This window comes from Stomatobaculum sp. F0698 (genome assembly GCF_030644385.1).
Classification (GTDB): Bacteria; Bacillota; Clostridia; order Lachnospirales; family Lachnospiraceae; genus Moryella.
Genome location: NZ_CP130060.1, coordinates 428,554 through 452,351, shown reverse-complemented (window position 1 = coordinate 452,351; position 23,798 = coordinate 428,554). Strand labels below are relative to the sequence as shown.

Annotated in this window: 16 protein-coding genes and 1 other annotated feature; of the genes, 2 read left to right on the top strand and 14 right to left on the bottom strand. The window is 56.5% G+C overall.

Features of this window, described 5'->3' with window-relative positions; genetic code table 11:
* Nucleotide 1: 1 nt before the first annotated feature.
* The 5 genes from trpC to QU660_RS02140 form a co-directional block, all read right to left on the bottom strand.
* Nucleotides 2–802: an indole-3-glycerol phosphate synthase TrpC gene (gene trpC, locus QU660_RS02160; protein ID WP_304946707.1), complete on the bottom strand. Its 801-nt coding sequence runs from the start codon at nt 800–802 to the stop codon at nt 2–4.
* Nucleotides 799–1,827 carry an anthranilate phosphoribosyltransferase gene (trpD, locus tag QU660_RS02155; RefSeq protein WP_304946706.1) on the bottom strand — a complete coding sequence of 343 codons (1,029 nt, stop codon included), beginning with the start codon at nt 1,825–1,827 and terminating at the stop codon, nt 799–801. The genes trpC and trpD overlap by 4 nt, the downstream gene beginning before the upstream one ends.
* A gap of 27 nt (nt 1,828–1,854) precedes the next feature.
* Nucleotides 1,855–2,436: an anthranilate synthase component II gene (locus QU660_RS02150; protein WP_304946705.1), complete on the bottom strand. Its 582-nt coding sequence runs from the start codon at nt 2,434–2,436 to the stop codon at nt 1,855–1,857.
* A complete protein-coding gene (locus QU660_RS02145; protein ID WP_304946704.1) occupies nt 2,420–3,889 on the bottom strand; it encodes an anthranilate synthase component I family protein in 1,470 nt (489 codons plus the stop codon). Before QU660_RS02145 ends, QU660_RS02150 begins: the two co-directional genes overlap by 17 nt.
* A 75-nt stretch (nt 3,890–3,964) precedes the next feature.
* Nucleotides 3,965–4,204 (bottom strand) — a binding site (T-box leader).
* A gap of 38 nt (nt 4,205–4,242) precedes the next feature.
* The gene (locus tag QU660_RS02140) at nt 4,243–4,473 is read right to left on the bottom strand and encodes a DUF1858 domain-containing protein (RefSeq protein ID WP_304946703.1); all 231 of its coding nucleotides are present in this window, start codon (nt 4,471–4,473) and stop codon (nt 4,243–4,245) included.
* 175 nt (nt 4,474–4,648) lie between these two features.
* Here QU660_RS02140 and QU660_RS02135 point away from each other — a divergent pair, with 175 nt between their 5' ends.
* Both QU660_RS02135 and QU660_RS02130 read left to right on the top strand, forming a co-directional pair.
* Nucleotides 4,649–6,172, top strand: a complete 1,524-nt coding sequence (locus tag QU660_RS02135; protein WP_304946702.1) for a hypothetical protein — start codon at nt 4,649–4,651, stop codon at nt 6,170–6,172.
* Nucleotides 6,169–7,377 (top strand): FMN-binding protein, encoded by a 1,209-nt coding sequence (locus tag QU660_RS02130; RefSeq protein ID WP_304946701.1) that lies wholly within the window; start codon nt 6,169–6,171, stop codon nt 7,375–7,377. The genes QU660_RS02135 and QU660_RS02130 overlap by 4 nt, the downstream gene beginning before the upstream one ends.
* A gap of 85 nt (nt 7,378–7,462) precedes the next feature.
* Here the strand turns inward: QU660_RS02130 and QU660_RS02125 are convergent, their stop codons facing one another.
* The 9 genes from QU660_RS02125 to QU660_RS02085 all read right to left on the bottom strand — a co-directional run bounded on the left by QU660_RS02125 (nt 7,463) and on the right by QU660_RS02085 (nt 23,540).
* Nucleotides 7,463–9,700, bottom strand: a complete 2,238-nt coding sequence (locus QU660_RS02125; protein WP_304946700.1) for a M64 family metallopeptidase — start codon at nt 9,698–9,700, stop codon at nt 7,463–7,465.
* Between the two features lie 117 nt (nt 9,701–9,817).
* Nucleotides 9,818–11,314, bottom strand: a complete 1,497-nt coding sequence (locus QU660_RS02120) for a carboxypeptidase M32 (protein WP_304946699.1) — start codon at nt 11,312–11,314, stop codon at nt 9,818–9,820.
* A 278-nt stretch (nt 11,315–11,592) separates the two neighbouring features.
* Entirely contained in the window at nt 11,593–13,104 is a 1,512-nt protein-coding gene (locus QU660_RS02115; RefSeq protein ID WP_304946698.1) for a peptide MFS transporter, read from the bottom strand.
* A 159-nt stretch (nt 13,105–13,263) separates the two neighbouring features.
* Entirely contained in the window at nt 13,264–14,808 is a 1,545-nt protein-coding gene (locus tag QU660_RS02110) for a peptide MFS transporter (RefSeq protein ID WP_304946697.1), read from the bottom strand.
* 276 nt (nt 14,809–15,084) lie between these two features.
* Nucleotides 15,085–16,614, bottom strand: coding sequence for a peptide MFS transporter (locus QU660_RS02105; RefSeq protein WP_304946696.1), 1,530 nt, complete (start codon nt 16,612–16,614; stop codon nt 15,085–15,087).
* A gap of 274 nt (nt 16,615–16,888) precedes the next feature.
* Nucleotides 16,889–18,385, bottom strand: a complete 1,497-nt coding sequence (locus QU660_RS02100; protein ID WP_304946695.1) for a peptide MFS transporter — start codon at nt 18,383–18,385, stop codon at nt 16,889–16,891.
* Nucleotides 18,386–18,537: 152 nt separating this feature from the next.
* Complete coding sequence (locus QU660_RS02095; RefSeq protein ID WP_304946694.1) at nt 18,538–20,070, bottom strand: peptide MFS transporter; 1,533 nt, start codon at nt 20,068–20,070, stop codon at nt 18,538–18,540.
* Between the two features lie 225 nt (nt 20,071–20,295).
* On the bottom strand, nt 20,296–21,825 hold the full coding sequence (locus QU660_RS02090) for a peptide MFS transporter (protein ID WP_304946693.1): 1,530 nt from the start codon (nt 21,823–21,825) through the stop codon (nt 20,296–20,298).
* Between the two features lie 26 nt (nt 21,826–21,851).
* Nucleotides 21,852–23,540, bottom strand: a complete 1,689-nt coding sequence (locus tag QU660_RS02085; RefSeq protein ID WP_304946692.1) for a M3 family oligoendopeptidase — start codon at nt 23,538–23,540, stop codon at nt 21,852–21,854.
* Nucleotides 23,541–23,798: the final 258 nt, after the last annotated feature.

Genomic DNA, 23,798 nt, shown 5'->3' with positions numbered 1-23,798 from the left:
CTCAGCCCTCCGCATAAGCTGCGCGGAGCGCCTTTAATAATTCCGCCTTGTTCTCCGCGCGCATCAGCGCTTCGCCGACCAGAATCGCATCCACCCGACTTCCCCGAAGCGCCGCCGTGTCCGCGGGGCCGCTTACCCCGCTCTCCGCGACAAAGAGGCAGTTTTCCGGCGCCGCGGCGCGGAGTCTCTTGCTGTTATTCATATCCACCGAAAAGGACTTTAAATCGCGGTTGTTGACGCCGATTACGCGCGCACCGACTTCCGCCGCAAGCCCCACCTCATCCTCGTTATGCGCTTCGACGAGCGCCGTAAGCCCGAGTTCCTCCGCAATGCCGAGATACTCTTCCAGTTCCGAGCGACTAAGCAGCGCACAGATGAATAGCACCGCCGAGGCACCGAGTTCCCGCGCCTCGTAGATCAAATAAGGATCCACCGTAAAATCCTTGCGAATACAGGGGAGGGAAACCGAAGCCGCAATCTCGCGGAGATAGCGGTCATCCCCGAGGAACCACTTAGGCTCGGTCAGCACCGAGATGCAGGCCGCGCCGGCCGCCTCATAGGCCTTCGCAATCTCCGCATAGGGAAACTCTTCGGCAATCACGCCCTTTGAAGGGGAGGCCTTCTTGACCTCCGCGATCACCGAAAGTCCCGGTTCCCGAAGCGCCGCTTCAAAGGGAAAGCCGCTGAGCGCTTCTCTTTCTTCCAGCCGACGCTTCAGTTCCGCGAGCGGAAAACGCCGCTTCTTTTCTTCCACCCGCTCCAGGGCGTGTGCCGCGAGCGCATCTAAAATATTGCCCGTCATTCCGCCGCCTCGTTCGACAAGCGAATGTAGTTCTCGTAGGTCTTAAGCACCTTGCCTTCGTCGATCAATTGTCCCGCGAGCTTCACACCCTCCTGTAAGCTCTCCGCCTTGCCGCCGATGTAGAGCGCCGCGCCCGCATTTAAGAGCACCGCCGTGCGGCGGGTTCCGCGCTCCTCACCCGAGAGGATTTCCCGCGCAATCTTTGCATTCTCCTCCGGATTGCCGCCGATGAGCTCTTCCTTCTTGCCGCGCAGTAAGCCGAAGTCCTCGGGTTTAATGATGGCCGAGTGAAAGCTGCCGTCGCGGAGCTCGCACACGGTGCTCGGTGCGCTCGCCGAAATCTCATCCATCTTGTCCTGACCGTAGACCACAAGCGCTCTCTTAACCCCGAGCTTCTTTAAGACGTTCGCAATCGGCCACACAAGGTACTCGTCGTAGACACCGAGCACAAAGTTTTCCGGCGAAGCCGGGTTCGTGAGCGGCCCGAGAATATTAAAGACCGTGCGGAAGCCGAGTTCGCGGCGAATCGCACCGACATACTTCATCGAGCTGTGGTAGTGCTGCGCGAAGAGGAAGCAGATATTCACCTCGTCGAGTAGCTTCTTGCAGAGTTCCGGACTCTGGTTAATGTTGATGCCGGAGGCCTCGAGGAAGTCCGCCGAACCGCAGTCCGAGGATGCCGCGCGGTTTCCGTGCTTCGCGACTTTGATGCCGCCCGCCGCCGCGACCAGCGCGGAAATCGAAGAAATGTTAAAGGTCTTTGAGCCGTCTCCGCCTGTCCCCACGATTTCAAGCGTCGGCTTGTCGTATTCCACCTTGGTCGCATGCGCGCGCATCGCAGCGGCACAGCCGGAAATCTCATCCGTGGTCTCCGCCTTGGCGCTCTTCGTGGACATGGCCGCCAAAAAAGCTGCGTTCTGCACCTGCGAGCTCTCGCCGCTCATCACCTCGTTCATGACCGCATACGCTTCGTCGTAGCTTAAGTCCTCTTTGTTTACGATTTTAATGATTGCTTCCTTAATCATAGTCCGCTTTCTCCTTTCGATATGCGTTTAAGCGAGGACCTTGGCCGCCCGCAGGAAATTTTTGACCATCTTTGTCCCCTCCGGTGTGAGTATGGACTCCGGATGAAACTGCACGCCATACATCGCTTTCGTTTTGTGTTCTACCGCCATAATCTCGCCGTCCGCCGTCCGCGCCGTCACGCGGAGCTCATCGGGCAGGCTCTCTTCCACAGCCGCAAGACTGTGGTAGCGCGCCACCGCGACTTCCTCCGGCAGTCCGCGAAAGAGTATGCTGTCGGTGTCCAGTTTCGCAAGCGACTGTTTCCCGTGCATCAGCGCCTTCGCGTAGCCTACCTTGCCGCCGAGCGCAAGGCACATGGCCTGCTCGCCGAGGCAAACACCGAGGAGCGGAATCTTGCCGCCCAGCTTTTGAATCACTTCGACCGTGACGCCCGCATCCTCCGGACGCCCCGGTCCGGGAGACAGGATAATGGCCTCCGGGCGCTTTGCCGCAATTTCTTCGACCGTCAGCGCATCATTTCGGACAACCTCCATCTCTCCGGCAAGACTGCCGATCAACTGGTAGAGGTTATAGGAAAAGCTGTCGTAGTTGTCAATTAAGAGTATCATCCGCTGCCTCCTCGATTGCCCGCAACACCGCCGCAGCCTTATTGCGGCACTCCGCGTATTCCTTTTCCGGCACCGAGTCCGCGACCAGACCCGCGCCGCTCCGCACATAGACCTTCCCATTCAGGCGATACGCCATGCGTATGCCGATGCAGGTGTCCAGGTTGCCGTTAAAATCCAAGTAGCCAATTGCGCCGCCGTAGATGCCGCGCTTTTCTCCCTCCATCTCAGCGATCAGCTCCATCGCGCGGTACTTCGGCGCGCCGGAGAGGGTGCCGGCCGGGAGCACGGCGTCGATTGCATCGAGCGCGTCGCAGTCCTCGCGAATCTCGCCCCGCACCGCCGAACCGATGTGCATGACATGCGAGAAGCGGAGTATCTCCCGGAGCCGCTCGACCGTGACCGTCCCGAAGCGGCTTATCTTCCCGAGGTCGTTTCGCCCGAGGTCCACGAGCATATTGTGCTCGGAGAGCTCCTTCTCATCCGCGAGGAGCTCCTGTTCCAGGGCCGCATCCTCCGCCGCGCTCTTGCCGCGCGGTCTCGTACCGGCGAGCGGGAAGGTGTGAAGTTCCTTGCCCTCGAGCTTCACAAGTGTCTCGGGCGAAGCACCGGCGACCTCAAGCGTCGGGCTCGACAGGAAGAAGAGATAGGGCGAGGGATTCAGGCTGCGCAGGGCCCGGTAGGTATCGAGGAGGGAACCCTCGAACGCGGCCTCGAGGCGGTTACTCAGCACCAGCTGAAACACATCTCCCTCGTAAATGTGGCGTCGTGTCTTTTCGACCAAGGCCGCATACTCGGCCTCCGTAAACTGGCTCCGGAAGGGAGTAAGCGCACGCCCCGAAGTGCCCTCGCGCGGCGGCTCGCGGTGCACCAGCTCCCGCAGTTCTTCGAGTGCGCGGAGCGCATCCGCGTAATTTTCTTCCAGGCGGTCCAGCGCTACGTTCACGATGAGCACCATCTTCTGCCGGTAGTGGTCAAAGGCGATGAGTTTCGTAAAGAGCATGAGATCCACATCCTGAAAGCCTTCTCCGCCGCCTTCCGCAAGGCGCAGGGTCGGCTCCGCATACTTGATGTAGTCGTAGGCAAAGTAGCCGACCAGGCCGCCGGTAAAGGGCGGCAAGCCCTCGATGCGCGGTGCCCGGTAATCCCGCATGAGCTCCCGTATCTCTTTCTTCGGGTGTGCCGTGCGACTTGTTTTCTCCCCGATCTTCAGCTCGCCGTCTCGGCAACTGACGGTCAGTCCGGGATCGAGTCCCAGAAAACTAAATCGCCCCCAGCGCTCCTTATCCTCCGCGGATTCAAAGAGGAAGCAGTGGGAGCCGCGTGCGCGCAGAATGCGCAGCACTTCCACCGGCGTTCTGATGTCCGCGTAGAGCTCCGTTGTGAGCGCCGCCATTGTGTAAAGACCGCTGTCCCGGTATTCCCGGAGCTCATCAAGACTCGGAAAAGTTTTCATACTTTGTCTCCTTTGTTTGTTCCGCGCCGTCCGCCGTAAAACAAAAAGTCCCCGGCAGACATGCTTACGCAAGCTGCCAGGGACGAAATCTAAATTCCGCGGTGCCACCCTGTTTTATGGTAAAACCATACCCTTGTCGGGATACCATCATATCCCCGGCAACTCACGTATGCCCTCACGTCGCGGAATACTTGCCTCCCGGCTTTCCCCGCGCCCTCAGCGGTCCATTTGACGACTTGTGTTTCATCTGCATCTCAGCACCGCAGACTCTCTGTAGAAGCATGATCGCCTTTATCTCCGCATCAACGGTTTGTTTCGATTTTCGGATATTTTAGACGAAGGAGGCCGCTCTGTCAAGCGGGATTCTCCGTGATGATGCGATTTAATTCGCGCTTCACCTTGAAGGTGCTGAGTCCGTGCACACGGCAGGCCTCTGCGAGCGTCTCCGAAGCGGCAGCCGCACAGCCCAGGCAGTGCATGCCGAGGCTCATCAAAAATTCCTGCGTCTCCGGGTAGAGATTCGCAATTTCTCCGATCAGATCCTCACCGCTCACCGGTCCCTCTTCCAATTCAAACTCGTCCATGGCGAAGTACCTTCCTTTCCGCCGCGAAATGCCGCGACTTTTTCAAAAGTATACTGTGTCGGTCCGAAAAAGTAAACACAGCGTTTTCTTTCCGCTTGACGACACTCAGACCGGTAGTGCATAATAACTATCGTTAGGGAACTGTAATTAGTTGTCACAAAAGGGGGTTCTGTATATGAGAAAACAGCTCTATCGCATCCTTCCGGCACTCGCTGCGGCAACCTTGCTCGCTGCCTGCGGCGGTCAGAAGGCGGAGACCACGGCTTCCGCCGACAGCAGCGCGGCTTCCACGGCCGAGGCAGGTTCTTCCGCCGCGGCGGAAGAGGTTCCGGCGCTCTCCGCAGACGAATACGTGTTCGTCAAGATGAATGTGCCGTACGCGGATTACTACTACGGCGAACTGAAGGACGTGCAGCCGGAGGCGTACTCGAAGGACGCAAAGGCGCAGCTTGACAAGGCGGATGCCGTTGAGGCTGCGGGCTTCCGGAAGGAAGGCGAGTACGACGCGGTCACCTCGCCGACCGTCGGCAAGTACAAGAAGTTTAAGGGCGCTTACGCCGAAGAGCAGGGTGAGACCTCTGTCTACAACGGTGTCGCGGAAGTCAATGTCGCAATCGCAAAGCCCCTCTACGAGGACGCAAAGAAGGCCATCGAAGAGAAGAAGGAAGCAAAGAATCCCATTCTCACCCTGGTCGGCAATGTAACCGGCGAAGAGAGCGCTCAGCCCGCGGAGTACAAGGTCCTGAATTCCGACGGTACCCTCTCCAAGACCTTCGGCAAGGTCACGAAGGCAGCGGATGTCAAGGCTTCGATTACGACCACTTCGAACTACGGTAACTACGAGCTTGATCTGAAGGGCATCGATGTGGACCCGGACAATATGCAGGGTGCGATCCTCGAGACCTCGGACGGCGCAAAGTACGGCTTAAAGCACCTCGACAACCTCTGGCTGAAGCCCGAGGAGATTGCGTTCTCCGCAGTCGCGTTCGAGGACAAGTCGCACAAGTCCGCAAAGCAGTACGAGAGATTCGCGGACATCGGCGGCAAGACCATCAAGAAGGTCACCTACCTCGTGAAGGACGGCGACGATGTCGAGGTTGATCTGGATCTCTTCGTGAAGAACCAGGCTCCGGCAGACTACGCGGTCACAGGCGACGAAAAGGTTACCTACTCCGCGGAAGGCACCAAGATCAACTATCAGCTGAACACCGGTTCCGATGAGTACAAGCTGGAGCGCGTCGTGTACCGCCGTGCGGACTCCGATGTGAAGGTCGACACTGCGACCGCGGGCGTGCTGGCACTTCCGAAGGAGGCAAAGCCGGGCACCTACCAGTTCATCTTCACGAACGACAAGCTCTCCGATGTCTCCTTCAGCTGCACGGTCGACTCCGGTCTCAGCGCAGAGGACTTCAGCTTCGCGGACAACAAGCTCTCGCTCAAGGAGAATGCACAGGGTCTCACGGTTGCCGACTACTTAAAAACCACGAGCTCCGCAAAGATCGGCGAGACCGAGTACAAGGGCGGCAAGGGACGCAAGTTCGGCACGACGGCGTTCAACGAGGACGGCAGCGTGAAGCTCGATGCGACGACCGCGGGCGACAACGGCGATGTCAAGGTCTTTGACGGCGCTTCCTCTTACCCGGTCACCCTCACGGCCGACGGTTATCCGGAACTCAGCTTCACCGTGGAGGCAAAATGAGTTTAGTGCTTTGCCTGGCCGTCACCGGCCTCTGCTTCTCCCTTTTGGAGAAGCAGATCCGGCGGCGGCCGGTTTTTTTCTATCTGTTCTTTGTATTGCTCTCGCTGCTCAGTCTTTTTCTACCGCACAAGTTCCTGACACCGCCCGTCGCCTACGTGGTAAACCGCCTCTTAAAGCGCGGCGTACTCGCCGGCAGTATGTTCCTCTGGGTCATGTATGCGATTGTGCTGCCGCAAAAGAGCCGTCTGCAGCGCGTCATGATGACGCTCCGCGCGCAGATTGCGATCGGCGCCTCAATTCTGACCCTCGCGCACAATATTGCCTACGGACAGCGCTACTTTGTGCTGCTCTTTACGAATGCGGGGAAGCTGAAAAGCTACGAGCTGATTGCGGCCTGCTTCTCGCTCGTGATGATACTCCTTCTTCTGCCGCTCACCGTGACCTCCTTCCAAGTCGTGCGGCGTAAGATGAACGCAAAGCGCTGGAAACAGCTGCAGCGTCTCTCCTATCTCTTCTACGGCCTCCTCTACCTGCACATCGCCTTTATCTACAGCAACGGGCTCCGGCAGGGAAAGACGGAATACCTCGTGCAGTTTGCGCTCTACACCCTGCTCTACGGGGTCTATCTCATGCTGCGACTCACGAAGGCCTTTTTGAAGAAACCGCTCCCGAGCGCCCCCGATTATGAGGCAAAGCGCGCCGCGAGACGGCGCAAAGTCCTTTGCCTGCACGGCGGCATCAGCCTTCTCATGCTCCTCGTCCTTCTCTTTGCCTTCCGCACGGTGCAGGCCGGTAAGCAAGGCAGCGCGGACACGGCGCAGGCGCAAAGCACTTCCGCCGCAGAAAGCGCGAACAGCGCTTCCTCCGCTTCCGAGTCGGCAAGCAAAGCCGAAGACACAGGCGCGGCGCCTGCATGCGGCAACGGCATTGCCGCCGCTGTCCCGGACGGCGAATACGAGGGCAAGGGCGTCGGCTATAACGGCAACATCAAGGTCAAGGTGAGCGTTGCCTGCGGCAAGATTACAGCCATCGAAATCCTGAAGACAGACGACGACGAAGAGTACTTCTACGACGCCAAGAAACAGGTCGTCAACGCCATTTTGGAACAGCAGACCACAGAGGTGGACGCCGCGAGCGGCGCGACCTCCAGTTCCGAAGGTATTATGAAGGCCGTCGAAAACGCCTTGAAACAGAAAACGAATTAAATTCCGAAAGGGAACGTCCCGGGTCGATGATACGACCCGGGACGTTCCCCTTTCATGTTATATCGGCTTCGAAGCCGAAATCGGTTTAGGCGCGTATTGTAAACTGCGTCTCGTAGCGCGCAAGCGGCAGGCTGAACTTCTCTCCGTCGAGCTCTGCCTCGCAGGTATCCTTGCCTTCATCGAGTACCAACTCCGCAAAAGCACGGTAAGTACCCGGCTCCTTCGGCGCGCCGGTAAGCTCCGCACCGCGTTCGCCGTTCTTATCCTCGTAGTAGCGGATGCGGTAGGGCACCTTGACTTCCTTGCCGTGTACATAGGTGTGGAAGTGGGCGCTTAAATCCACCGGCTCTCCCGTCGCCTTGAACTCTTCTTCATAGGCCCGGCTCAGGATCGGCGCGTAGTCGTACTCTTCCCACTGGCGGTAGAGTGCCGAGAGGAATTCCGTTCTCTGCACGGCCTTTTCTTCCGCGGTCACGGCGCGCACGCCCTCCGGCTTGCCCGCGAGGTAATTGAGAAGTTCCATTGCCGCAAAGCGCATGCCCTTCTCATCGACCGGCGCATAGACAATGAAACGCTTGTTCGTCACCGTGGTCCCCACCACATCGTAGACGCCGTTCACAAGCACAACGGCAGCCTTGTAGAACGAAGTCACACCGTTGTTTGCCATGTACATGGCCGCGCGCGTGCCCGCTTCGGTCTGCACGAGCTTGCCCTCGTCGCTGCGGCTCACGTGGTAGTAAGTGTTGCTCGGCTCCTTGCCGATGTGAGTGCCCTCCGACACCGCCTGCACCGTGTAGTAGTTAAAGTACTGATCTGCCTCTTTGTAGAGCGGCAGGGAGCGGAAGTAATCGACAAAGCGTCGCGCATCTGCCTCGAACTTGTCAAGTTCATTCGCGCTGTAGCCCTCGCCCGTAAAGACGATGGTCTGGTTGTTGTAATACGGCTGTGCGCCCGGATATTCGAGCGTGTTGTGATCCGCTATGCAGCTCGTGTGCAGGGAGATTTCAAACTCCTTGCTCTTTCTGCTGAGCAGCTTCCCGCTGCCCTTTTCATGCGCGGTGACCGTCACTGTGTAGCGACCCGGGAGCACCGGCGGAAGCGTGTCCTCGTAGAGGTGGGTAATTTCCGCCGCATAGGGCATGGTGCCGCTGTAGGAATAGCGGAGCTCCGCAGGTGGCGCATCGTGCAGCACGGCCTTCACCGCGATCGGCTTGCCGTCGCAGACCTTATTCTCCACCTCGAGATCAATGAGGTCCGGCGGCTCGATTTCAAAGCTCGTCTCGAGCACGGCATCGCCGTAGACCGCATCGCCGATCAGTTCCGCGCGGAGGCGGTAGCTTCCCGCCGCGGTCGGTGCCGCCGTGAGGGCCTTTCCGGCCTCGTCAAAGTAGCTGAGCTTTAAGCGGTCGCCGAGTTCTTCTCCGGTCTCCTTCTTTCCGCCTCTCCGGACAATGACATATTGTCTGAGATTCAGTTCGCCCTCTCCCTCGCGCAGCGTGTCCGCGTACTGCTGCCAGAAAAGCTTGGTCACATTCGAGTGTGCGGAGAACTGGTCGCGCAGCGCCTCCTTGCAGACCTCGCAAAAGGGGAACTGCCGTCCGAGATAGCGCATCTTGCAGTTCTGGTGCGGCTTAAACCAGCCGTCGCCGCCGTTGTCGTATTCGTAGACGCCGATGCCGTTTTTGCCGATGAAGCGGCTCCAGCGCACCTTCTTCGGGTCCGACTCCGCCGACATATTCACATATTCGCCCGCGTAGCTGTTGCCGGCAAAATACTCGTCCGAGAGTATGCCGATCGTATGACCGAGCTCGTGGAGCAACATCTCAAGCGACTCGTCGTTTCGCGAGACAATGCTGATTTCGCCGCCCGAACCGCCGTATACCTCGGAGTTCACCATGACAATCGCGTAGTCCGTTGCCGGCAATTTCTCGCGGTAAATGCGACGCACCCGCTCCATGTCCTCTTCTGCAATCTCGACCAGGCGCTGCATGCCCGAAGTCCAGAAAGACGCGCGGAAGGCGCTGTCGCGCGTATCCGCATCCGCCTCCGCCTGGGTTCGCGCATGGTCCGCGCGCACACCGCTCTCATTCGAGCACACACCGATCGCGTAAATTTTCACCGCATCGGCATACTCGTCCCACGGGGGCGTAGCCATCATGTACTTTGCCATGCGCTTTGCCTCGGCAAAGAAAAGTTCCTGTTCACTCTCTGTAAATCCATCGCCAAAAAAGGTGAGAATCAGCGCGTCCTTATCGTTCAGCTCCGGCTGCCCGTAAACCAGACGCGGTTCTCCGTTCAGAATTGCCTGCTCAGCTTGATTCATATAATGCCTCCTTTCGGTGGATGAGACGAATAATGAAAAAGTGCAGGGATATGCCCTGCACTTTTTTAATCCTGCAAAAGTGCTTCAATGTCAACGCATTGTCAAAGCGCTTTTCGCTTACATCTGAGTGAACTTGCCTCTCAGGTACTCCAGATAGTACTTCGTGTTGACGTCCTCGCCGGTCGCCTTGATGATGGTCTCTCTGGTCGTATAGGTCTGGCCGAGGCTGTGAATGTGCTCCGCAAGCCAGCTGTTGATATCGGAGATATCGCCCTTTGCGAGCTTCTTCCAAGCGTCCGGATGTGCCTTCAGAATGCTGTTGCGGTACTGGCAGGAATAGACCAAGCCGAGCGCATAGCCCTGGAAGTAGCCGACAAAGCCCGTGCTCCAGTGAACATCCTGCAGGATGCCCTCGGAAGCGTTCTTCGGGGTCACGCCGAGGTACTCCTTGTAGCGCGTGTTCCAAGCCTCTTCCATGTCATCAATCGAAAGCTTACCCGAGAAGTAGTCTCTCTCCATCTCGTAGCGGAGAATTAAGTGCAGCGGCACCGTGAGCTCGTCCGCCTGCATTCTGGACCAGCCCGGGTTCGGCTTGTTCAGCGCTCTCACCACGGTCTCGACCGGGATGTCTCTGAACTTCGGCACTTCCTTCTGAATCTCCGGATAGAACGCCGTCCAGAACTCGAGGGAACGGCCGACCTGATCCTCGTAGAACTTGGACTGGGACTCGTGCATGCTGCCGTCAATGCCGCCCCAGAGGCCCGCATCCACGACTTCCTGAGAGGAGCCGTAGTTGTAGATGCCGTGTCCGGTCTCGTGCGCAGCGCCGAGCAGGGTGTAGAACAGGTTTCTCGAGTAGTTGGTCGACGGACGGGAGTCTCTCGGTCCCGCGCAGACGCAGCTCGGATGCTCCTCCTCGTAGAGAATGCCCTGGTTCCAGTTAAAGCCGTAGTAATCCATGAGCTTTCTGACAATTCTCTCCTTCGTCTCTCTGTCGACATCGCAGTCGATGACGGAGGGGTCAATGCTGTCTCTGTAGCTCTCGGTCTTCTTGAGAAGCGAAACAATCTCCGGCTTCACCTCGCCGAAAATCTTATCAATCTCTTCCAGTCTCCAGTCCGCATCCCAGCAGTTCACGAGCACCTGGAACGCAGACTCGTTCGGGTTGATGGCATCCGCAACGCGCTTCTGCACCTCAAACTGCTTCTGCAGATAGGGCTTGAAGCCCTTGAAGTCGTTGTTCTTCTTGCACTCGTGCCAAGCCTTTCTGCCGTCGTTGTTAATGCGGCCCAGCTCCTCGCCGAGCTCCAGCGGAATCAGGGTTGCATTCTTATAGCGGTCGCTCAGGTAGCGCACCATGCCGCGGTCGATGTCGCTCTTGTACTGATCCTTGTCAAAGTCTGCGAAATCCGCGACCAGCTGCTTCACCTCGTCGTTCTCAACCAGCTGCTGGGTGAGCTCGCTGAGGTACATTTCCACATTGGTGGTCTGGTCGAAACCGGCCTCCGGGCCTGCATGCCACTGGTCGCAGAACATGATATTGTTCGCGGTCTCCAGCATGCGAAGTCTCACCATGATTTCGCGGATTCTCTTGATATTCGCATCGTAATTCATTTGTTTCTCCTCCTGTCATGGATGCTGTGATTCAGGATCAGCGGACCTTCCGCCGAGGCTTAATCGTACCCGTGGCAAAGCGCCTCTTTTTCACGTTTCTGCCACAAAAATGCTCCTCGAGTTCCGATTGCTTGCGCAAATTATATGGTGCGAGGAGTTTTTCCACCTGTTATTCTAGCATAACAGCCAAGGGATTACCACCCCTCCCCGAAATGCGCAGTCATTTCTTTTCAATATAGCGGCAGCGCACGCGGCGAATACCGCGTGCGCCGTTTGTCTTATTCCTTGGAGCTGAGTCCCATGCCCCGCGCGAGACGGCGGCTGAACAGAAGCACGAGCACACCGACCAGAACGACCGGGATACCCATGCTGAAGAAGTACGGAATCTCCGCTCCTTCCTTGTAGAAGTTAGCGACCAGGGCGCAGAGACTTGCGCCGGTCGACTGTCCCATGAACCAAATCGTCATCATCTGCGTCGAGAACGCGAGCGGTGCCACCGAAGTTGCCGCCGAAGTTCCCGCCGGATAGCAGATGGCCTCACCGACCGTCATCACGACATAGAAGCCGACCAACCAGAGCGGGCTTGCCTTCATGCCCGGCGCGTAAATCTTAAAGGGCGCAATCATGATGAGAATCGCAAGGCCGTAACAAATGGTGCCTATGCCCATTTTGGCGGGTGTCGAGGGCTGCTTCTTGCCGAGTGCCGCCCAGAGTGTCGCCATGACCGTGCCGAGGATGACAGAGCAGACTGCCTGCAAGGTCTGGAAGGCCGCCGGGGTAATCTGAACGCCCAAAATATTCAGGTCAACCGAGGTCTCCGCGTAAATCGAAAGGATGGTCTGACCCTGGTAGCTGATTAAGAGGGTGAAGCAGTAGGCAATGAACATCGGGAGCAGGAAGAGGATGTGCTGCTTCTCATCCGGCTTGGTCTTGGGGCTCGTGATCACGTAGATAAAATAGACCACGGGCAGGAAGAGCGCGACCGAACTCACGCTGTTCGCAAAGCGCGTAATGGTGAGTATCCCGCTGCTGAACAAGAGATAGAGCGTCACCGCCGTGATTACGACCGCCGCAATCAAAATGTAGACAGCGCGCTTTCTCGCTGCCGGCGGCATGGGATCGTCCGGCTCTTCGCCTATGGTGCCGAACACCTTGCGCTCCATGATGAGGTAAAAGGCGGAACCAACGATTGCGGCCGCCGCCGAGAGGGCAAATGCCGCGTGATAGCCGAAGAGCAGGGCAACCGTACCGCTGATACTCGGAATCGCCGCGCCGATGTTCGAAATGACATAGACATAGGAGAAGGCACCGTCGCGCCGCTCATCTCCCTTGGCATACAGTTTTCCGGTGAGGGCCGTCATGGCCTGCCCCGCAACCATACTGCCGATCAAGTGTATGCCCATAGCCGCCGCATAACCGATCAGGCCGGAGCCCGGAATTGCGAGGATGATATAGGGCAGAGGACCTATCGTGACGACAATGCGCAGGGACTTTCGAACGCCGAAGACACGGTCGGACATATAGCTGCCAACCACGCCGCAGACGACAATCAGCGCAAAGTAGAGCGACAAGAGCTGTGCCGCCTCTGTTTTCTCAAGGCCGAGACCGCCCTTTGAAACTTCGGTATAGAGATAATAAATCAGAACTGCCGTGAAGCCGTAATACGCAAAGGAACTGCAGAGATTCTTGACGCAAACGGTGAACAAGCCCTTCGGATGTCCGAGGAAACTTTTATCCCGGTACAGGGCCTCGTTCGGATCTGCCGTGCCGTTGACACTGCTGCTACCCATTTTCTTACTCCTTCCGGTTTTGAATTCTGTATTCAGTTGTAAAAACGGCGCAGGGCGGGCGGCGATTCAGCCGCCCGCCCTACGCGTGACTCTCTTGTGACGCGTTTCACGTCATTCTATTCGCTATTTGCTGTCTTAGCTCGACGGATACCGCTGCCCTTATGCCGCTTCCGCCGCCGGGCCTTCGTTCAGACCCATGCCCTTTGCGAGACGCTTCTCAAAGAACAGGAGGATAAGGCCGGCAAGCGCCGTGCTGAGGCCGATGCCGAGGAAGTAAACGCCCTCCGAACCCTCGTGGTAGAAGTTCGAAACCAGGTTCGCGAGGTTTGCGCCCGCGGTGACCGAGAAGCCCCAGATGGTCATCATCTGCGTGGAGAACGCCGCCGGTGCGAGCTGGGAAGCTGCGGAAGTTCCCGCCGGATACGAAACCGCCTCACCGATGATCATGACAAAGTAGAATGCGATCATCCAGAAGGGGCTCACCTTGACGCCCGGTGCGTAAATCTGGAAGGGAATCACCATGATGAGGGCGCCGAGACCGTAGCACATGGTTCCGAAGCCTGCCTTCCACGGGGTGGAGGGCTGTCTTCTGCCGAGTTTGCTCCAGAGACCGGTGCAGATGATGCCGATCACAATTGCCATAATCGCCTGAATCGTCATGAAGACGCTCGGCGGTGCCTGGAAGCCGAAGAAATTCAGATCGACCGAGGTCTCCGCATAAATTGCGAGTATGGTTGCGGACTGATACCAGACCATCATCGAGAATGCGCCCGTGATGAACATCGGAATCAAATAGGGCAGGCGCTTCCGCTCGCTGTTGCTGGTCTTCTTACTTCTCAGCATGTAAACAAAGTAGATTGCCGGCAGGCAAAGGGTCACAACGCTGACAATGTTCGAGAAGCTCGAAATGGTCAGAATCTCATTCGTGAACAGGAGGAAGAGCAGACCGCCGAAGGCCAGAACACCGAGTACAAGGCAGGTAACCGCCTTCTTCTTCTGCTCCGGGGGCAGCGGATCGTCCGGCTCCATGCCGATCGGGCCGAAGGCACGCTTCTCAAGCGCCAGGTAGACCGCACTTCCGAGTGCACCGACAATGCCGAGGATGAAGAAGGTCTTCTGATAGCCGACCACCAGGGCGATGGAACCGATGACCACCGGGAACATAGCGCCGATGTTCGAGAGCACATACTGAATCGAGAACGCACCGTCTCGCCGTTTATCGCCCTGGGCATAGAGCTTGCCGAGCAGCGAGTACATGGAGCTGCCGGCGACCATACTGTTCAGGTAGCCGATGCAGCAGTAGAGAACCACGCCGACAATGCCGAGTCTCGGAATCGCGAGAGAAAAATAGAAGAATGGCCCGGTGATGGTACAAAAACGATAGGCCCTTCGATTTCCGAACACGCGGTCTGCCATGAAGGAACCGACAATCGAGAAGATCGAGGCAAGTGCCGCATCGAGGGTGATAATCTGCGATGCCTGCACCTTCGTGAGGCCGACACCCTCGGGAGCTGCCGCATAGAGGTAATAGATGAAGATGGCTGTCATACCGTAGCCGGTAATCTGTCCCATCATAAACTTGAAGTTCATGACGCCGACGCCAAAGGGATGGCCGATGAAACAGGTTTCGTTCTGCAGCTTCTTGATTTGTTCCTGCCGCTCTCTCTCCTTTTCATCGAGTACTGCTGTTGCAACTGCTTCCATAAACAAGAACCTCCTATCGCAATGAAAAAGTTACTTCAACCAGTAAAAAAGAAACAGACCTCCTTTCCCATCCGATTTTCATCGGCGAAACCGCCGTTGTAACTGCGTCTCGCTGTGACTGGGAAAAATTACCTCTCTCTATCTGTATTGTATCACTCTATTGTTTAAATTCAAGGATATTTATCCTACCGACCGGCTATTCTTTGTCATAATTTTAACAATTATAAAAATAAAATAAACCTCTGTCGTCATTTTGCCGACAGAGGCTTATTTGACTTATGCGGCTTCCGCGTTTTCGTTGAGTCCCATGCCCTTCGCAAAGCGCTTGGAGAAGATGACTAAAATCAGACCGACCAGGAGCGTGCTGCCGCCGATGCCGAGGAAGTAGAGGCTCTCCGAGCCCTCGCGGTAGAAGTTCGACGCCAGGGTCGAGAGGTTGGCACCCGCCGTGCCGGAAAAGCCCCAGACCGTCATCATCTGCGTCGAGAACGCGACCGGTGCGAGCGCCGAGGCCGCCGCATTGCCCGAGGGATACGAAATTGCCTCGCCGATGATCACAATGAGATAAAAGCCGACCAACCAGAACGGATTGACCTTAACCCCGGGGGCGTAGAGCTGGAAGGGCAGAATCATGAGCAGGGTGCCGAGACCGTAGCACATGGTTCCGAAGCCCATCTTCCAAGCTGCCGAGGGCTGTCTTCTGCCGAGTTTACTCCAAATGCCCGCGCAAAGTGTTCCGATTGCAATGGCAAAGATTGCCTGCAGAGTCATGTAAATACTCGGGGCCACGCGATGTCCGAAGAACACCAGATTCACGCTTGTCTCCGCGTAAATCGAGAGTATCGTGGTCGCCTGATACCAGACCATCATCGCAAACGCACTCGAGATGTACATGGGAATCAGATAGGGCAGACGCTTTCTCTCCGCATCGCTCGTCTTTTTGCTTCTCAGGATATAGACAAAGTAGATGACCGGAAGAATGAGCGTAAACACGCTGACGATGTTTGCAAAGCTCGTAATTGTAAGGAGCTTGAAGTCAAAAAGCAGGAAGAGAATGCCGCCGAACGCGATGAAGAACGCAATGAGAAGGGCAACCGCCTTCTTTCTCTGTGCGGGCGGCAGCGGATCGTCCGGTTCCATGCCGAGCGGGCCGAAGGCGCGCTTTTCAAGTATCAGATAGACAATACTGCCGAGGGCACCGATCACACCGAGGATGAAGAAGGTGACCTGATAGCCCGCAACGAGGGCAATGCCACCGATTACAACCGGGCACATGGAGCCGATGTTCGAGAGCACGTAGATGACCGAGAACGCACCGTCTCTCCGCTTATCGCCCTGCGCATAGAGCTTGCCGAGCAGGGAGTAGAGCGAGCTTCCCGCGACCGCGCTGTTCACATAGCCGACCACGCAGTAGAGAATGAGGCCCATCATGCCCACATTCGGAATCGCGAAGGAGAAATAATACATGGGCGCCGTAATCGCGCAGAAACGGTAGGCTCGCCTGTTTCCGAAGACGCGGTCCGCCATGTAGGAGCCGATGACGCCGAAGATGGAGCCGAGGGCTATGTCGAGGGTAATGAACTGCGAAGCCTCAAGCTGGGTGAGCCCGAGTCCCTGCGGCGTCGCCGCATAGAGATAATAGATGAAGATGGCGCTGAAGCCGTAGCTTGTGACGCTGCCCATCATGTACTTGAAACTGACAATGCCTACACCAAAGGGATGGCCGATGAAACAGGTCTCGTTTTGCAGTTTGCTGATTTCCTCCTGCCGAGTCCTCTCCTTCTCTGCCGTTGCAAGCGCTTCCATACCGAAAACCTCCTGTTCAAAGTTGAATCAATGCCGAACAAAACGCCCGTGAAAAACGAACCTCCTCTCCTCCTTGATGCGCGCCCGGTTTTATGCATAATCCGTGCTGTTTTGCATAAGCGTATCATATCTTTCAGCATTTACAAGTACAATCCCGGCTTTATTTACAGATTTTTGTGTACTATTCCCGAAATATAAAAAAAGAATGTCCGCACACCGGCATTTCGCCGGAGTGCGGACATTCTTACTCTTGTATCTTACTTTGCGGACGGGCTCAGTCCTTCTTGTCCAGTCCCATGCCGTGTGCCAGCGGCTTCTGCAGCACCAATATGGTAACCGCCGCCGCAATGACCGCAATGCCGATGACCAGGAAGTAGACGGACTCACTGCCCTCTTTGTAGAAATTGGCCGCGAGTGCAGAGAGGCTGGCGCCGGTCGACTGGCCCATGGACCAGATGGTGAGCATCTGCGTTGCGAAGGCTGCCGGTGCGACAATGGTCGCCGCCGATGTTCCGGCCGCCCAGCAGATGGCCTCGCCTATCGTGTAAATCGCATAGAACGCGACGAGCCAGAGCGGGCTCGCCTTCTCACCCGGCGCATAGATCTGGAAGGGCAGGACCATGATTAAAATCGAGATGCCGTAGCAAAGCGTACCGATGCCCATCTTGCCGGGGGTGGAGGGCTGCTTCTTGCCGAGTTTCGCCCAGAGTCCCGAAATCGCGGAGCCGAGCAGAATCGAGAAAATCGACTGCAGGGTCACAAAGGATGCCGGGGTGATCTCCTTGCCGAAGAAGTTCATGTTCACCGAAGTCTCCGCATAGATGCTGAGCACGGTGTTACCCTGGTAAGAGACCAGGTTCGTGAAGCAGTAGGCAATGAAAATCGGGATAATGAAGAGCACGCGGCGCTTCTCTTCCGGCTTGGTTTTCGGACTCGAAATCACATAGACCAGGTAAATCGCCGGCAGGAAGACTGCGACCGAGCTCACCGTGTTTGCAAACTGCTTGATCGTGATGATGCGGTTGCTGAAGAGATATGCAAGGATTGCCGCGACGATTGCAACAATGCCCGCAAGCACGAAGACCGCCTTCTTTCTGGTCGCCTCCGGGAACGGATCCGCAGGCTCCTCCGCGATGCTGCCGAACACGCGGCGCTCCGTCGAGAGGAAAATCGTGGAACCGACCACAGATGCCGCCGCGCAGAGCGCGAATGCAGCGTGGTAGCTAAAGAGCAGCGCAATGGTTCCGGTCACAGCCGGAATTGCGGAGCCGATGTTTGCAATGATGTAGATGTACGCGAAGGCGCTGTCTCGTCTCGCATCGCCCTGCTGATAGAGCTTTGCGGTCAGGGTGTTCATGGACTGGCCCGCAATCATACTGTTGCAGAGCAGAAGGCCGGTTGCCGCCGCGTAACCGATGACGCCGGAGCCCGGAATCGCAAGGATCATGTAGGGAATCGGCGCTATTATATTCATGATGCGCAGGGCCTTCCGGACACCGAAGACACGGTCCGCCATGTAGGAGCCGACCACGCCGCAGATAACCACGAGCGCAAAGTAGAGCGACAAAAGCTGTGCCGCCTCGGTCTTATCGAAGCCGAGACCGACCGGCGCTTCCTTGTAGAGATAGTAGATCAGGATTGCCGTAAAACCGTAGTAGGAAAAGGAGTTACACAAATACCGTAGACATATCGTGAGCAAGCCTTTCGGATGCCCCAGAAAACTGCGATCTTTGAAAATCGCCTCATTGTCAAGCATAGGTCTGCCTGCCATGGTCTTTCCCCTTTCTGTTGGCTCTGATTCGCGCAGAGCGTCGCGGTGTACTATCCCGAAAAACAAAGGCTGCCGAACCCGTTTGACACGGGTCCGACAGCGCAACTTACATTTTAAATGTGCTGAAGTTTATTTCCGTTTTGTTCGGTTGTTTAAGCCGCCTGCTTCGAGAAGCCCATCTCCTTCGCGAGCTTCTTGGAGACGAGGAGAATGATGAAACCGACCAGGAAGGTGCTGCCGCCGATGAGCAGGAAGTACGTGGTCTCGCTGCCTTCCTTGTAGAAGTTCGAAGCGAGGTTCGAAAGGCTTGCGCCTGCGTTCATGGACATAGTCCAAGTCTGCATCATCTGGGTTGCGAACGCTGCCGGTGCGAGTGCGGAAGCGGATGCGCTACCAGCCGGATAGGAGATACCCTCACCGATGATAACGACCATGTAGAATGCAACAAGCCAGAACGGGCTTACCTTCACGCCCGGCGCATAGAGCTGGAACGGAAGAATCATGATCAGGGTGCCGACACCGTAGAGCATGGTACCGAAGCCCATCTTCCACGGGGTGGACGGCTGCTTGTCGCCGAGCTTGCTCCAGAGACCGGTGATGATGGAACCGAAGACGATTGCCATGATAGCCTGGAGCGTCATGTAGATGGTCGGGGAAACCTCGTGGCCGAAGAAGTTGAGGTCAACGCTGGTCTCCGCGTAGATTGCGAGAATCGTGGTAGCCTGGTACCAAACCATCATTGCAAAGGAAGCTGCGATGAACATCGGGATGATGTAGAGGAGCTTGTGCGCCTCTTCTCTCGTGGTCTTCTTGCTCTTGTACATGAAGACAAAATAAGCAGCCGGCAGGAACAGGGTGATGGTGCTGACCGTGTTCGAGAAGTTCGCAATGGTAGCGACGCCGCTCAGGAACAGTGCAGCCAGAATGCCGCAGAACACCAGGGTGCCGACAATCAGGTAGATGACAGCTTTCTTTCTCTCAGCCGGCGGAAGCGGATCGTCCGGCTCCATGCCGATCGGGCCGAAAGCTCTCTTCTCAAAGAGAAGGTAAACGAGAGAGCCGAGTGCGCCGAGGATACCGAGCACGAAGAAGGTGAAGTGGTAACCCGCAACCTTAGCGAGCGTACCTGCGACGATCGGAGACATAGCACCGATGTTCGAAAGCACGTAGGTGATTGCGAACGCACCGTCACGTCTCTTATCGCCCTTTGCGTAGAGCTTACCCATCAGGGTGTAGAGCGAGCTTCCGGCGATCATTGAGTTGACGTTACCGAGCGCGTACTGCAGGATAACACCCGTCATGCCGAGGCCCGGAATTGCAAGCAGGAAGTACAGGAACGGTCCGGTAAAGTTAACAAAGCGATATGCTTTTCTGTTACCGAAGACGCGGTCCGACATGTAGGAACCGATGACGCTGAAGATGGAACCGAGTGCCGAGTTCAGGGTGATCATCTGAGACGCCTGAACCTTGGTGAGGCCGAGGCCTTCCGGTGCCGTTGCGTAGAAATAGTAAATCAGAATTGCGCTCATACCGTAGCTCGTGAGCGAGGTCATGAAGAACTTAAAGCTCACAATTCCGATACCGAACGGATGGCCGATGAAGCAACGCTCATTCTGAAGCTTTTCGAGCTGAGCCTGCTCCTCCTTTCTCTTTGCATCCAGTTCTGTGTTTACAGCTGCTTCCATAAAATCCTCCTGTCTGAATTAAAACGGTAATTCTGATAGAAAAACAAAAGTAACTGCAAGTATTACTTGCTCCCCCTCCTAGTTACTCCCTGTCATTTTACGGACAGAGCCGAGCTCGCAACTCGCTGCCCCACAGGGTTATCTGCATTGTTCCTCCTCTCTCGAAATATCATATCGCAGGCAGAGAGCGCCGTAGCGCCCTCCGAGCTGCGGATACTGTTGTGTTTATTGCTCGTCTCCGTGGCCGGTGCCGATGCCCATGCCCTTTGCGAGCTTTTTGCTGAAGATCACGACAATCGCGCCGCAGAGCGTTACCGCCGCGCCGATTGCAAGGAAGTAGAGCGGCTCGCTGCCCTCGCGGTAAAAGTTCACCACGAGCGAACTCAGGCTTGCGCCGGTCGACTGTCCCATGGCCCAGACCGTCATCATCTGCGTCGAGAATGCGGCCGGTGCCACATGCGATGCCGCCGACTCTCCGGCCGGGGTGACAATCGCTTCACCGATGGTCATGATTGCGAAGAAAACGACCAGCCACATGGGGCTCACCTTGACATCCGCCGGGAAGAGGCTGAACGGAATGATCATAAAGAGAATCGAAATTCCGTAGAGTGCCGTGCCGATGCCCATCTTCGCGGGTGTGGACGGCTGCTTCTTGCCGAGCTTACCCCAGATTCCGGTCAGAACCGCACCGAAGATGACGGCGAAAAAGGCGTTGAGCGTCCAGTATGCCGCCGGGGTGATTTCAAAGCCGAAGAGGTTGCGGTTTACGTTGGTCTCCGCATAAATCGCAAGCACCGTGGTCGCCTGATAGTTCACAAGTAACGTAAAGCTGGCAGCGATAAACATCGGAATGATGTAAACCAGACGAGCCCGTTCCTCTTTTGTCGTCTTTGGGCTCAACATAATATACAACAAATATGCCACGGGCGCAACTACACCTACACTACTTACCGCATTCGCAAACTGGGTGATGGTGATAATCCGATTTGTAAACAGGAAGCTGAGCAGCGCTGCGACCACCGCGACGCCGGCAACCAGCTTTAAGACAGCCGTGCGACGCGCCGCAGGCGGCAGCGGATCGTCCGGCTCCGTGCCGATGATGCCGAAGGACTTCTTCTCACTCACGATGAAGAAGATGGAACCGATCAGCGAGAACACCGCGCAGGCAAGGAAGGCCGTGTGGTAGCCCGCCACAATCGCGATGGTTCCGGTGATGCCCGGAACGCAGGCACCGATGTTCGAAATGACATAGGTGATTGCGAACGCGCTGTCTTTTCTGGTGTCGCCCTTCTTATAGAGCTTTGCCGTCAGCGCGTCCATGCTGCGGCCGCCGAGCATGCTCGAGAAGAGCATCATACCCTGCGCGCCCGCATACCCCGCAATGCCGAGGCCCGGGATTGCGAGCAGGAGGTAGGCAATCGGCATTACGATACAGGTCAGCCGAATTGCCGTACGCGGTCCGAATACGCGGTCTGCCATGTAAGAACCGATGACGCCGCAGATGATAACCAGTGCGTAGTAGAGCGAGAGGAGCTGCGAGGCCTCGGTCTTGGTGAGTCCCAGTCCCTCCGGAAGTGCTGCGTACAGGTAATAAATCAGAATCGAGGTGAGTCCGTAGTAAGAAAACGAATTGCACATGAACTTGAGTCCGATGGTGAGCACGCCGACCGGGTGTCCCACGAATCTCTTGTCCGCCTGAATCTTTTCAATTTCTCTCTGTTTCTCTTCCGCTGACAAAACTTTTACGTCCTGCATAGCCTTATCCCCCTACTGTATTCGACTCAGACCTGATTCTCCTTGCACCATGTTGCCAGTGTTTCCGCAATTTCCTTCATGCTGCCCTCGCCGAAGGGATTCTGGAAGCCCGCCTGCTGCAGAAGGTCGGAGTAAGTCTCGCTGCCGCCCTTCTTCACGAGTTCCACATAGCGCTTCCAAGCTTCCTTCTCATCCTTCAGGTGAAGGGCAAAGAACTGGAGTGCCGCGGTTCTCGCGAGGCAATAGTCGATGAAGTAGAACGGGAATTCGTAGATGTGCTTCTGCTTCTGCCAAGCGCCGCCGTCCGCGTAGAACGGAAGACCGTCGTTGTCAATCCACGGGCGATACTTCTTGTCGAGCTCAAGCCATACCTGATTCCGCTCCGCGGGGGTGAGCTCCGGCTTCTGGTAGACAATGTGCTGGAACTCATCGACCTGGCAGCCGTAGCAAGTTGCAACCAGCGCATCCTCTGCGTGCTGCAGCTGGTACTTCGCCGTATCCTTGCCGAAGAAGAGGTGGTGGAAGGGCGAGGTCAGGAACTCCATCGAGGTGGAGTGAATCTCGCAGGTCTCCATGGCCGGCTCGACGAGCTCAAGCGTGAGGCCGAGCTTGTTGCCCACATAGCCCTGGAACGCATGTCCCATCTCGTGGGTAATCGTATCGACGTCAAAGGCGCTGCCGTTCCAGTTCGCAAACACGAAGGGACCGTAGCCGCTCACATTGTACATGTAAGCGCCGAGGAGCTTGCCGGGCTTGGTCAGCACGTCGAAGCTCTCGTTCTCAAACATCCAGTCGATGAACTCGGCGGTCTCCGGGCTGAGCTCGTCGTACATCTTCTTGCACATCGCGAGCATGTAGTCGGAATCGCCTGCCGGCTCCGGGTTGCCGTCCTTAAAGCAAATATCGAGGTCGTAGAGCTTCGGGTTCTCGATGCCGACGCGCTGCATGCGAAGATCCATGAGCTGCTTTGCGACCGGGACCAAGTCTCTTGCGACCTGCTCTCTGTAGTTCTCGATGTCCTTCATGTTATAGCCGATGCGGCCCATGCGGAGGTAGGAGAGCTCGGAGTAGTCGCGATAGCCCATGCGCTTTGCCTGCTCGTTGCGGTTCTGAATCATGCGGCTGAAGATGTCGTCGAGCTTCTCGTGGTGCTCGTCGAACCACTTGCCGTCGGTCTCGCGCGCCGCACGGCGGGTCGCGGAATCCTTGCCGCCCATCATGTAAATCGCAAGCTGCGGGAGCGTCATCTGCTTGCCCTCAAACTCGACCATGTAGCTTGCGTAGAGCTCGTCATACTCCTGAACCAGTGCGTTGTCCTCTCTCTGGAGGTCAATGACGCTCTCATCCGCAGCGTCCAGCGCGACCTGCATCTTCTTTGGAAGAATCGATCCGAACTTATCCGCGAGAACCTGCAGCTTCGGGTGCTCGAGGAGCGCCTTGTAAAGCTGGTTCTGCGTGTTGTAATAACTCGGCGAGACACTGTTGAAATATGCCTTCTCGCCAAGATAAAACTCATCCTTGGTGTTCATTGTATTGCGGATATAGACGGTTCTGTCCGAGAGATTGAATTCGGTGCTGAGGCGCTGGTGCGCTGCCCAGATATCCAAAATTTCCTCGTCGGTCTCCGCTTTTTTGACCCGCTCAATGAGGGCTTTGTAATCCTCCTCAATGCGCGCGACATCCGGACGGCGGTATTCAAGTTCGCTGAATTTCATGCTCTTTCTCCTTCCACAACTGTCTGATGATCCCCGTATTGCTTCAATTTTGGTCCAGGATGTTTTGTCTTTCTTTATGAATCCCGCGCTTTTGCACGAAATGCCACCCTGATAATCAGGCGTATTATAGCACTATTTCCCAAAGCTGCCTAGTCATAGCGGCAGCGCTTCGGATATGGACATTTACGCTATCTGCTATCGGCTTATAAATATCCGTTCTAAGTTTTCGCACCTCGCCGTTATAAGCGATACAAAATC